The sequence below is a fragment of the Flavobacterium aquatile LMG 4008 = ATCC 11947 genome (assembly GCF_000757385.1).
In the GTDB taxonomy this organism is placed as follows: Bacteria; Bacteroidota; Bacteroidia; order Flavobacteriales; family Flavobacteriaceae; genus Flavobacterium; species Flavobacterium aquatile.
Window position 1 is genome coordinate 843,770 of the sequence record NZ_JRHH01000003.1, and the last position, 12,619, is coordinate 856,388.

The 12,619-nt window shown below is 32.0% G+C and carries 13 protein-coding genes; 6 read left to right on the top strand and 7 right to left on the bottom strand.

The genetic code is table 11. From position 1 onward, the window contains the following. Positions 1-17 precede the first annotated feature (17 nt). The gene (locus LG45_RS09825) at positions 18-848 is read left to right on the top strand and encodes a universal stress protein (protein WP_035126627.1); all 831 of its coding nucleotides are present in this window, start codon (positions 18-20) and stop codon (positions 846-848) included. 75 nt (positions 849-923) lie between these two features. Here LG45_RS09825 and dnaN read toward each other — a convergent pair whose 3' ends face one another. From dnaN to LG45_RS09850, 5 genes are all read right to left on the bottom strand, one after another. Continuing rightward, the gene (gene dnaN, locus LG45_RS09830; protein WP_035126629.1) at positions 924-2,042 is read right to left on the bottom strand and encodes a DNA polymerase III subunit beta; all 1,119 of its coding nucleotides are present in this window, start codon (positions 2,040-2,042) and stop codon (positions 924-926) included. A 61-nt stretch (positions 2,043-2,103) separates the two neighbouring features. After that, the gene (gene gldG / locus LG45_RS09835) at positions 2,104-3,786 is read right to left on the bottom strand and encodes a gliding motility-associated ABC transporter substrate-binding protein GldG (RefSeq protein WP_035126631.1); all 1,683 of its coding nucleotides are present in this window, start codon (positions 3,784-3,786) and stop codon (positions 2,104-2,106) included. Further along, entirely contained in the window at positions 3,786-4,511 is a 726-nt protein-coding gene (gene gldF, locus LG45_RS09840) for a gliding motility-associated ABC transporter permease subunit GldF (protein WP_035126633.1), read from the bottom strand. Before gldF ends, gldG begins: the two co-directional genes overlap by 1 nt. 83 nt (positions 4,512-4,594) lie before the next feature. Further along, complete coding sequence (locus LG45_RS09845) at positions 4,595-4,891, bottom strand: putative quinol monooxygenase (RefSeq protein ID WP_035126636.1); 297 nt, start codon at positions 4,889-4,891, stop codon at positions 4,595-4,597. A 3-nt stretch (positions 4,892-4,894) separates the two neighbouring features. Further along, entirely contained in the window at positions 4,895-5,722 is an 828-nt protein-coding gene (locus LG45_RS09850) for an SAM hydrolase/SAM-dependent halogenase family protein (RefSeq protein WP_035126638.1), read from the bottom strand. 108 nt (positions 5,723-5,830) lie between these two features. Here LG45_RS09850 and LG45_RS09855 point away from each other — a divergent pair, with 108 nt between their 5' ends. The 4 genes from LG45_RS09855 to LG45_RS09870 all read left to right on the top strand — a co-directional run bounded on the left by LG45_RS09855 (position 5,831) and on the right by LG45_RS09870 (position 9,505). Continuing rightward, positions 5,831-6,781, top strand: a complete 951-nt coding sequence (locus tag LG45_RS09855; RefSeq protein ID WP_035126641.1) for a PhoH family protein — start codon at positions 5,831-5,833, stop codon at positions 6,779-6,781. Positions 6,782-6,907: 126 nt separating this feature from the next. Next, positions 6,908-7,711, top strand: coding sequence for an SDR family NAD(P)-dependent oxidoreductase (locus LG45_RS09860; protein WP_255318237.1), 804 nt, complete (start codon positions 6,908-6,910; stop codon positions 7,709-7,711). A 58-nt stretch (positions 7,712-7,769) separates the two neighbouring features. Further along, complete coding sequence (locus tag LG45_RS09865; protein WP_035126645.1) at positions 7,770-8,720, top strand: phosphoribosylaminoimidazolesuccinocarboxamide synthase; 951 nt, start codon at positions 7,770-7,772, stop codon at positions 8,718-8,720. 293 nt (positions 8,721-9,013) lie between these two features. Next, on the top strand, positions 9,014-9,505 hold the full coding sequence (locus tag LG45_RS09870; protein WP_035126648.1) for a hypothetical protein: 492 nt from the start codon (positions 9,014-9,016) through the stop codon (positions 9,503-9,505). 68 nt (positions 9,506-9,573) lie between these two features. Here the strand turns inward: LG45_RS09870 and LG45_RS09875 are convergent, their stop codons facing one another. Both LG45_RS09875 and LG45_RS09880 read right to left on the bottom strand, forming a co-directional pair. Then, positions 9,574-10,302 (bottom strand): head GIN domain-containing protein, encoded by a 729-nt coding sequence (locus LG45_RS09875; protein WP_035126650.1) that lies wholly within the window; start codon positions 10,300-10,302, stop codon positions 9,574-9,576. A 41-nt stretch (positions 10,303-10,343) separates the two neighbouring features. Next, the gene (locus LG45_RS09880; RefSeq protein ID WP_035126652.1) at positions 10,344-11,432 is read right to left on the bottom strand and encodes a M42 family metallopeptidase; all 1,089 of its coding nucleotides are present in this window, start codon (positions 11,430-11,432) and stop codon (positions 10,344-10,346) included. Positions 11,433-11,512: 80 nt separating this feature from the next. Between LG45_RS09880 and LG45_RS09885 the strand changes: the two genes are divergently transcribed. Then, positions 11,513-12,208, top strand: a complete 696-nt coding sequence (locus LG45_RS09885; RefSeq protein WP_035126654.1) for a DUF4294 domain-containing protein — start codon at positions 11,513-11,515, stop codon at positions 12,206-12,208. The last annotated feature ends 411 nt before the right edge of the window (positions 12,209-12,619 follow it).

Sequence of the window (12,619 nt, forward strand, 5' to 3'; positions counted from 1 at the left end):
AACCAAAATAGTCATTTATGAAAAAGATTTTATTTCCAACAGATTTCTCTGATATTGCCAGTAACGCATTTGTTCATGCTCTTGGATTGGCAAGATTGGTTCATGGCGAACTAATTTTGTTACATACATACGAATTACCAATTGTAGAAAATCAGTTTGCCCCTATGAATTATCAATCGATTTTTGATAGTTTGGAATTGGCCAATTTGGATAAATTTAAAGATGAAGTTCCAAAATTGCGTCAATTGGCAGAAGAGAATAATTTTGCTGATATTAAAATGAGTCATAGGCTTATGGATGGCGATTTGATTTTTAACATTAAAGAAATTATCAAAAAAGAACCAATAGATTTCGTTGTAATGGGAACTTCTGGCGCAATTGGATGGAAGGAAACCTTTATTGGAACTACAACTGGTGAAGCTATTGCAAGTTTAAGTGTACCCGTTTTAAGTATTCCTAAAGATGCTAAATATTCTAAAATTTCAACAATCGGATTTACAACTCGTTTTAGAGAAAAAGACAAAGAAGCATTGACACAAGTTATCAAAATTGCCAAAGCTGCTAATGCAACTGTTAAATGTCTATATGTAAAAACTGCTACTTCTGATAATGATGAAGCAACTTTTAATAATTGGAAAGAAGTATTCAAAAGCGAACCTGTAACTTTTTTTATTCTTCCCGATGAAAATATAAAAGAAACTATATCCGATTTTATAACCAATCAAGGAATTGATGTTTTAGCAATGTTAACCTACAAAAGAGGTTTCTTCGAGTCACTTTTTACAACTGGTTTTACAGAAAAAATGTCGTATAATTCTGAAATTCCAATTTTGGCGTTACACGAATAAATTGTTTTAAATTAAAAAACCGTTCTGATATAAATCGGAACGGTTTTCGTCGGTTTGGGTTAGTTAATTGTATTTTTAGTTGTTAAGCATTACTGGCATAACAAGCATTGTAACGGTTTCGCCTTCGTCAAGTCCATCAACTGGAGTTAAGATTCCAGCACGATTTGGCATTGACATTTCAAGTTGAATTTCATCTGATTGTAAATTGCTCAACATTTCAAGTAAAAAACGAGAATTGAAACCAATTTGCATGTCATCACCTTGATAATCACAAGTCAATCTTTCTTCAGCTTTGTTTGAATAATCAATATCTTCGGCAGAAATATTTAATTCGGCACCAGCAATTTTCAAACGAATTTGGTGTGTAGTTTTATTTGAGAAAATCGCAACACGACGTACAGAACTAAAAAATTGTGTTCTATCAATCAACAATTTATTTGGATTTTCTTTTGGAATAACTGCTTCATAATTTGGATATTTTCCGTCAATTAATCTACAAGTCAAAATGTAATTTTCGAATGAAAAAGTTGCATTTGCATCGTTGTAATCAATTTTTACTTCAGCATCAGAAGCTCCTAAAATACTTTTTAAAATATTTAATGGTTTCTTTGGCATAATAAAATCGGCTACTTGCGATGCTTTTACATCGGTACGTGCATATTTTACTAATTTATGAGCATCAGTTGCAACAAATATTAAACCTTCTGGAGAAAACTGAAAGAAAACACCACTCATTACTGGACGTAAATCGTCGTTTCCTGCAGCGAAAATAGTTTTGCTAATTGCAGTTGCTAAAACTTCTGCTGGAACTAAAGTAGAAGATGGATCGTCTAAAGCTACCGATTTTGGAAATTCTTCTCCTGGCGCATAAGCAATAGCATATTTACCCGAGTTAGAACTAATTTCGATAGTGCTATTTTCTTCAACAGTAAATGTTAATGGTTGTTCTGGAAATGTTTTTAAAATATCCAATAACAATTTCGCAGGAACAGCAACACTTCCTTGATCCGTTGACTCAATCTCTAAAGTAGCCGACATAGTCGTCTCTAAATCAGAAGAAGAAACGGTTAATGCTTTTTTATCTAATTCAAATAAAAAGTTATCTAAAATTGGTAAGGTATTGCTACTGTTGATAACGCTACCTAAAACTTGTAGTTGTTTTAATAAATACGAGCTAGAAACTATAAACTTCATTTTCTTTATTTTTTACAAATATATCTTAAAGAAATAGATTTCAAAAAGATTTTTATTAACATTACTTACTGTATTTTCTTTTTCTGATAAATGTGAACACTAATCCGAAGACCAATAAAATTAGTATTGGAACTCCGACAGTTATGATTTGCGAAAAAGTATATTCATCGTAAACCTTTTCTTTATCTAAAATTGGCAAGTCAACTTCTTTACTTCTAATGTTAATAAGTCCGTTATCGTCAAGTAAATAATTCACGCAATTCAGCATAAACTCTTTATTTGCATACATATTGTTAGTCCATTTATCAAAACCTAATTCTAGTGGTTGGTAATTTTTATCCAATTGATTTTTGATAATATCTCCGTCCGAAATTACAATCATTTTATTGTCTTTTCCGATTGGTTTGAAAGAACTTTCTTTAAATGGAAGCACACGATTTTCATACATCGAATGGAATTTTCCTTCTAATAAAACCGCTACAGGAAAACCTAGACTTCCTTTAAATTCGTTCATGTCTGGTTTATCGGCAACCATGTTCAAACTCACTTCAACTGGCGTTCCAACAGGTTTAGAATATTTGGATGATGATAATAAGACCGTTTTTTTAATATCATTTTTAAGTAGTTCGATTGGGTTTGTGAATTCAAATTTTAGTGCATCCAAATTACTTACAATAGGATGTTTAGAATCGGAATAAATGACTGGCGAATACATCCACGGATATTGTGTATATTGAGTTGTACTTCCTTGTTGACCAGTGGCTAACGAAATTGGTGCGGCTTGTAAATCTTTAATCAAATCGGGTTTTATTCGAACGCCATATTTGAAAAACATATCGGACAAATTCAAATCGCGTGGAAAAGCCAAATTGGTTCCATCTTGATTGTACAAACTGTCCATTTCCATATTCACTTGATCGACCAACCAAAGTGTTTTTCCACCATTGATGATGAATTGGTCTAAAACTTCTTTCTCTTCATCGGTAAAAGCTTCGCTAGGTTTGGCAATTACAGCTAAATCGTATTTTTTAAGAAACTTCAAACTCTCAGTAGGATTTTTAGCAACCGAGTCTAAGGTAAATGTTCCGATGTAATAATTCTCACGAACCGACTTTACAAAATCGGCAATTAGAATATCGTGCAATTCGCCTTTTCCTTTGATAACGGCAACTTTTTTCTCTTTCTTTTTTGAAACCGTATTAAATCCGTTTGCAAAAGCATATTCAAGATGTTGTACAGAACTTACCACTTTCTCTGCAGTTGACGCACCCATCATGTTTTTTAGCAACGGCACTTTGGTGCTTTTATCGCCGTAAGTAACTACAGCCCATGGAAAAACTACTTCTTGTGTTTGCTTTCCTTTGTCTTCTAGTGTTACGTTTAATGGTGTTAATCCACGGTCATAAAACGATTGCATTATTGCTTCACGATCGGTTTCATCTTCAAGCGGATTTACAAATTGAAAGATGATATTTGAATTGTAGGCTTTAAATTCTTCTAATAATTGTTGGGTTTCGGTTTGTAATTTTTTGAATTCACCTGGAAAATTTCCCTCTAAAAACACATCAACATACAACGGTTCTTTTACTTCTTTTATAATGTTTAAAGAAGTTTGAGAAAGTGTATAACGTTTATCTGAAGTTAAATCGAAACGCTTAAAGAAAAAATTCCCTGCAAAATTCAATACAACTAAAAGGGCAATAGTTGTAAGTAGTACTTTTAAGTTTGACTTCTTATTTTCCATTACGATTTTAGCGATTTTAATTTATAAACTGTCATTGATAGAAATAAAATGGTAATGCTCACAAAATACAATACATCACGCGTGTCAATAACGCCTCGACTTATACTTTTAAAGTGATAATCCATACCAAATAGTTCAATTAAATTTTCGGAACTTTTTATTAAAGTAGTTAAACCTTGAAATCCGTAATAGAATATAAAACACAGAAAAACCGAAAGTATAAATGCTACGATTTGATTTTCGGATAACGTAGAAGTGAAAATTCCAATTGCGGTATAACTTGCAATTAAAAATAGAAGTCCAAAATAGGAACCCATTGTGCTTCCCATATCGATATTTCCTTCAGGCATTCCTAAACCATAAATCACGTAAACGTAGATGAATGTTGGGATAATTGCAATTACAATTAGTAGAAAAGCACCAAAGAACTTTCCGCTAACGATTTCCCAAATCGAAATTGGTTTGGTCATCAATAGTTCGATAGTTCCTTGTTTTTTCTCATCCGAAAAACTTCTCATGGTTACCGCCGGAATTAGGAAAATTAATATCCACGGTGCGATAGTAAAAAACGGAGTTAGATCGGCAAATCCGCTGTTTAAAATATTAAAATCGCCTTCAAAAACCCACAGGAATAATCCGTTGAGCAATAAGAAAATGGCGATTACTAAATAACCTATTGGCGAACCAAAAAAGGATTTAATTTCTCGTAGTAGTATTGATTTCATATTAAATTTGCCACGAAGGCGCTAAGTCACAAAGTTTTATCTATATTCTATTTTCTTTTCTCTATTTTCTTTTCTCTATTTTCTTACTCCAAAGAAACCAACTTATCCACACTCCAAGCTTCTGGTTTATCGTTGAATAATTTCTTGGTAAATGTCCAAACTTCGTCAAATAAAGCAGACTGTCTGTAATTTTCTAAATCGGCTTCGGTTTCCCAATAACTATAGGTAAAGAAAATGCATTTATTGTTTTTATCTTGATACAATTCAAGAAAACGATTTCCTGGAGCGTTTCGTATGTGAGATTTCATTAATTCAAAATTATCCAAAAACGCTTGGATATTTTCTTCATGAAACGACATTTTTACTATTCTTACAAACATAATTTAACTATTAAAATTAATCATCACAAAATCTCGGTAGGTTAATCCAAGTAAACTAGATGCCGAACCAATTTTAGGATTACTTTTATAAATTCCGATTTCTAAAAATCCAGCTTCATTAAAAATGGCTAAAGCTTTTCCACTAATGATTGATAACGGTTGCTTATCAGTCGTCTCGATATCAGAATATTTTGCGAAGATACTTTTTACTTTTTTATTTTTGAAATTCACCTCATAAGGTCTTCCTTTTGCCACATCAATAAACATCTTTTTAGAGATATTGGTTACGGCATTTCCAAAATGATCGATATAAACTACATAACCTTTAATCGAATTTAAATCGGATGCAATAACAGGTTGCAATTCAGTTACTTCTTTAATGGATTTAATTTCTTTTCCAATAACATTCAACAATCCGCCTTTAGCAATATGAACGGCGACTGTTACAAATACATCCATATCTGTAGCTTCAGGCAATAATCTATCATGAATATTGATGGCTACAATTTTTTGAGGTTTGATTTTTTGAATCAACATACTCAAAATTCCGTTATCGGCGGCAATAAAATAATGGTCGTTCCATTGCATTACAATGTGCTGATTGTCATTTGTTAATTCGATATCAATACCAATAATATGAACTGTTCCTTTCGGAAAACTATTGTAAGCAGAACTAATTATGTAATTGGCTTCACTAATATTGAATTGATCTACATGGTGCGAAATATCCACAATTTTGGCGTCAATATGTTGCGATAAAATTTTCCCTTTCAAAGCACCAACAAAGTGGTCTTTTAATCCGTAATCGGTAGTAAGGGTAATTATTGACATAAAATTGTTTATAACTAAATTGAAAACGTATTGGTGTATTTCTTAAATTTGAAATGATTGCAAAGCTACTAATATTTAGTAAAAAATTAATTAAAAAACTCCTTCCATTTGAACGAACGTATCATTGAATTACACGACATCGCTCCAAAAGAATTTTGGGGTGCACAAGACACTCATCTTGAAACAATTAAAAAGTACTATCCGAAGTTAAAAATTGTGGCGCGCGGCACAACACTTAAGGCATTTGGCGAAAAAGACGAGTTAGACGAATTTGAAAACAGATTTAACAGATTAATGCTTCACTTTACTCGATACAACAATATTGACAATAATGTTATTGAAAGAGTGATTCAAAGTAATTCACAAGAAGAACAGCGCATGCCCGACCATGACAAAATTTTAGTGCATGGTATTGGCGGAAAATTAATTAAAGCAATGACGCCCAACCAGCAGAAGTTGGTTGAAGCAGTTCATAAAAATGATATGGTTTTTGCTGTTGGTCCGGCTGGAACTGGAAAAACGTATACAGGAGTTGCACTTGCTGTGAAAGCATTGAAAGAAAAGCAAGTAAAACGAATCGTTTTAACGCGTCCTGCTGTAGAAGCTGGAGAAAATTTAGGATTTCTTCCTGGCGACATGAAAGAAAAATTAGATCCATACATGCAACCTTTGTATGATGCGTTGCGCGATATGTTGCCTCCGCAAACGCTGGAAGATTACATTTTAAAAGGAATTATCCAAATTGCTCCTCTGGCATTTATGCGTGGAAGAACTTTGGATAACGCTTTTGTAATCCTTGATGAAGCTCAAAACACGACCCATTCGCAGATGAAAATGTTTTTGACTCGTATGGGTAAGAACGCCAAATTCATTATTACTGGTGATCCAGGACAAGTCGATTTACCAAGAAGAACCATTTCTGGATTGAAAGAAGCCATCTTGGTTTTAAAAGACATCGATGGCATTGGAATAATTTATCTAGACGATAAAGATATCGTGCGTCATAGATTAGTTAAAAAAGTGATTGATGCTTATAAGCAGATTGAGAATAATGATTAATATTTTTTGCACCTGACAGGTTTTCAAAATCTGTCAGGTATAAAATTTGATTCAGTTTTTTGTATTTCACTACAAAATAGTATAGATTTGGAATCTTAAAATCCAAACAAAATCAAAACTATACTCATAACTGGAGCTTCTGGCGGTTTAGGAAAAGAAATAGCAATTCATTTTTCAAATAGCGGTTGGAATGTAATTGCTACGATGATTTGCATTAAAGAAGCAACGGTTTTTGAAAATATTTCTAATATTAAATGTTACGAACTCAATGTAGCATCTCAAGAAAGTATTCAGAAAGCCAAAGCACAAATTTTATCTGATTTTCAATCAATTGACGTCATCATTAACAATGCTGGCGTAGGTTACAGAAGTTTTGTAGAATTATCTGAAGATGATAAAATTGACGGAATTGTTAAGGTAAATTATCTTGGCGTTGTCAAAGTTTGTCGTGCTTTTATTCCACATTTTCGAGAGCAAAACAAAGGTCAGTTTATCAATATTTCTTCCATTGCTGGATTGGTAAATTTGCCATTAGGAAGTTTTTATCATTCGACGAAAAAAGCACTCGAAAGTTTTTCTGAATGTATGGCATACGAATTACTAGATTTTAATATTAGTGTTTGTACAGTTCAATTCGGAAATGCACCAACCAATTTTCAGAAGAATATTTCTAAATGTGAAAATTCAACTATTGAATCATACAATACAATGATGAACAGTATTGACGGAATTATGAACAGAAAAACGACTGAAAATCATGAGTTAACTCAAGCAATTCTAGATAAATTACTTAAAATTTCGGAAAATCCATCCAAGAAATTCAGAAGATATTCTATAGGTTTCGACGCACATTTGATGAAGTATTTGCGAAAAATTCTCGGTTATCGAATATTTAGCCGAGTAATTAGACGCTACGTTTTAAGTAAATAAATAATTGTATTTGTGTTGAAAAGAAACTATTTTTGCCAAATACAACAACACAATTATAATGAACACAATTACTACAACAAATTTCAATTTTCCAGGTCAAAAATCAGTTTATAGAGGTAAAGTAAGAGAAGTTTACAATATAAATGATGAACTTTTGGTTATGGTTGCTACCGATAGACTTTCGGCTTTTGATGTGGTTTTGCCTAAAGGAATTCCGTATAAAGGTCAGATTTTAAATCAAATTGCAACAAAATTCATGGAGCTAACTCAGGATATTGTTCCCAATTGGTTAATTGCAACGCCAGATCCAAATGTGGCTGTTGGACATTTATGCGAACCTTTTAAAGTAGAAATGGTAATTCGTGGTTATGTTTCTGGTCATGCTGCTCGTGAATATTCGTTAGGAAAAAGAATACTTTGTGGTGTAACAATGCCAGAAGGTTTAAAGGAAAACGATAAATTTCCAACACCAATAATTACACCAACTACAAAAGCAGATAATGGTTCGCATGATGAAGATATTTCTCGTGAAGCAATTTTAGAAAAAGGAATTGTATCTGAAGAAGATTACCTAATTTTGGAAAATTACACTCGTGCTTTATACCAAAGAGGAACAGAAATTGCAGCTTCTCGCGGATTAATTTTAGTAGACACAAAATATGAATTTGGAAAAACTAAAGACGGAAAAATTGTTTTGATAGACGAAATTCATACTCCAGATTCATCTCGTTATTTCTATGCCGATGGATATCAAGAACGACAAGATAGAGGAGAAGAGCAAAAACAATTATCAAAAGAATTTGTTCGTCGTTGGTTAATTGAAAATGGTTTTCAGGGAAAAGACGGACAGCAAATTCCAGATATGAGCGACCAATATATAGAAACTGTCTCTGATCGTTACATCGAATTATATGAAAACATTCTAGGTGAAAAATTTGCAAAAGCTGATATTTCTAATATCAATGAGCGAATTGAAAAGAATGTTTTGCAGTATTTAAATTCGATTTAACCAAATAACAATTTACTTCTCAAACCACGTTATTGCGTGGTTTTTTTATGCAATGTTAATTTTTTGTTATAGTCAACTAACTGATGTAACAATAGTTATCTTGAAAAGTCTTATTAATATAATCAAGAAATTATTTAATGTTCATCAAAACAAATTTGTTAATTAAAAGTTAAATTTTAGTACTTTGTAATGCAATGTACCTTTTAAAAGATATATATTTGCATAGAATATTAATAGTTATAGTAAAATAATAAAAAAATAAACATCAATCAATCATTTAAAAAAAATCAATCATGAACAAATCAATCATTATTTTCGGAGTTTTAGCAGTAATGTTTACAATTACATCTCATGCTAATGTAGTTGCAAAAGAGCAACAAGGTCAAGAAGTAGAATTTGCAAAAGCAGATTCAAACTTAGAAATGAATTTAGGTTCTTCATTGGAAACTAAAACAGGGGTTTTAAACAAGCCAGAAGTTACTTTAGAATCACAATCAAAAATTGATGAAGCAGTTTCGATTATCGCTTCAAATTATAAAAAACCAATTGAAGAAGTAATTGCCGACGATAAAAGAATCACCGAAAGTAAAGAGGAAGTTTATCAACCATTATATTATGGTAGAACGGTAGAAGAGGTTATTAAACAAGATAATCAAATAATTGAAAGCGATTTATCGGATGAATTTTATCCTTTAGATTTTGATTTAATCAATAAAACTTCAAATGAAGTGAAAGTTCAAGAATTTAGAAATGATAATTTCAAGAAAGATTCTTTGAAATCATAAGTAAAAAATTAAATGAAAAAAGCCCTAAAACAACTTAGTTTTAGGGCTTTTAATTTATAATAAATCAGTTAATTTCCAGAAATACTTCCAGATCCAGAGGAACTTTTATCAACTTTTTCAGGATTTCCTTTATAAATAATACTTCCAGAACCTGTAGATCGAGCAACTAATTTCTTTGAACAATTAACTTTGATGTTTCCCGAACCAGTTTGAGAGGCTACAACATTCTCTGCAAGTAATTCTGATGCATTCGCATTTCCAGAACCGGTTGATTCAATTTCTAAATTTTGAGTTTTACCTTTCACATTTAGATTTCCTGAGCCACTTCTTGCTATTTTGGTGTTTGTAGTATTTGATTCAAATTTTACATTACCAGAACCAGCAATTTCTACTTCGAGATTTTCGGTTTTAATAACGTCTTTCCCAAAGAAATTTCCAGAACCAGAGAACGATAATCCATTTATTTGTTCGAATGGAATTGTAATTTCTAATGTTGATTTGTAGTTGTACTTAATCATTTTCCCTCTTTCAAACCTAACTTTTAAAGTTCCGTTTACAACTTCGGTTTTTAATAGTTCAACTAAATTCTCATCTCCTTTAATAGTTATGTTGCCTTCTTTACCTGAAATTAGCTTGACATCAAATGAACCTCCAACTTCAATTTTATCATATTCTGGAGTTGTTCTGCTTACAGTAACTTCTTTCTCATTTCCCTTTATAGTTTTATTTCGCTTAGACTTTTGAGCATTTGAAATAGAAAAGCACGCTAGTAACGTTATTAAAATTAGTTTTTTCATGTGTTTATATTTTTTTTGAAAGATAAAGATATAAAGGTATATTATTTAAAGTATGAGAAGTCGTGGTTGTCTTCAATTTTCAACAAACTTTCATAAATTAATTTAATTACATTTTCTACATCTTCTCTATGCACCATTTCAACAGTTGTGTGCATATAGCGCAAAGAAAGAGAAATCAATGCCGATGCAACACCGCCGTTACTATAAGCAAAAGCATCAGTGTCTGTTCCAGTAACACGTGATGTTGCATGTCGTTGAAACGGAATTTTCTTTTCTTCTGCAGTAGAAACAATCAATTCTCGTAAAATGTTTTGTGTAGCTGGCGCATAAGCAATAACTGGACCTTTACCCATTTGTAAATCGCCTTCAATCTTTTTGTCAATCATAGGTGTAGTAGTATCGTGACAAACATCGGTTACGATGGCTACATTTGGTTTTATCGTTTGAGTAATCATTTCCGCTCCACGAAGTCCGATTTCTTCTTGAACAGAATTTACGATGTACAATCCAAAAGGAAGCTTCTTCTTATTTTCCTTCAATAAACGAGCAACTTCCGCAATCATAAATCCGCCCATTCTGTTGTCAATCGCTCTACAAACAAATTTATTCTCGTTCAAAACCATAAATTCATCAGGATACGTAATCACACATCCCACATGAACACCCAAATTTTCAACTTCTTCCTTTGTAGAACATCCACAATCAATAAAAATATTGTGAATTGTGGCAGCTTCCTCTTTACCGCGATTTCTCGTATGAATAGCTGGCCAACCAAAAACACCTTTTACAATTCCGTTTTTAGTATGAATATTAACACGCTTCGAAGGCGCAATTTGATGGTCAGATCCACCATTTCTTATAACATATATAAGTCCATTATCTGTAATGTAGTTTACATACCAAGAAATTTCATCCGAATGTCCTTCAATTACAACTCTAAATTTAGCATCTGGATTAATTACTCCAACTGCCGTTCCATAAGTGTCCGTGATAAAAGTATCAACATAAGGTTTTAAATAATCCATCCATATCTTTTGTCCACCAGATTCATATCCTGTTGGTGATGGGTTATTTAAATAAGTTTCTAAAAACGATAATGATGATTTTGTAAGTATAGATTTTGTTGCCATAAATTATTTTTTGCTAAATTATAAATTTGGCATTACACTTGTTAAGGATATTATATATTTTTACAATAAATTTAATAACCATGTTTAAACAATATATCTTAATAATTCTTTTAGCAATCCCATCTCTATTTTCCGCTCAAGTAAAAACGGATACACTTTTAAGTAAAAGTGAAGAATATGTAATTGTAGAAGGCGATACGCTTTCAATGTTACACGACACAATATATCTTGAAGACGTTCGTATCTACAAAGAAAAATTAGATCCCGAAGCTAAAAAACAATTCCTACTACTTCAAAATAGAGTTTACAGAGTATACCCATACGCAAAAGTTGCTTCCGAAAGATTAACTGCGCTCAACGCAAACATGGATAAACTAAAATCCAATAAAGATAAAAAGCGCTATTTCAAAATCGTTGAAGATTATATGGAGAACGAATTTAAAGCACAACTCAAAAAATTATCCAGAAAACAAGGACAAATTTTAGTCAAGCTAATCCATCGTCAAACAGGCATCACAACCTTCGACCTTATAAAAGATTATAAAAGCGGTTGGAAAGCATTCTGGTCAAACAACACCGCAAAGCTTTTTGACATAAATATTAAAGCCAAATACGAACCCAACAAAGTAAATGAGGATTATCTAATCGAAACAATTCTAAAACGAGCCTTCGAAAACAATAGACTGGTAGAACAAAAACCTGCAACTCCATACAATTACGATGAGCTAACCGAGTATTGGATACAAAAAGCAGAAGAAGTCAACAAAAAGAAATAAATACACACAATATATATAGGTATAATAGCTAGTATTTTTTTAATGAGCGATTGGTTCGGGCATTTTCGGTTATCCATTTTCCCGCTTTCGCTGCAATAAAAGCAGTTTTTAAAGAAAAAACTGCTTTTATTTCCACTACAATCGGGGCTATTTGAGTGATCCATTTGAGAAGACATAAGATTTTCAGAAGCAATTTCACTATAATTTCACTTCTAAGAAAAATAATCAAAAAAACTTTAGCAAACAACAATCTTGTTTTCAGGTAATTAAAAAAAACTTTCAAAAAAGGATTAAAAAAGACTTGCGAGATTGAAAAAGATACTTACTTTTGCACCCGCATTAAGGCAGACGTTCATTAACAAATACTGAAAAAAACTTAAAAAAAGATTTGCACAGAATAGGAAAAGGTTT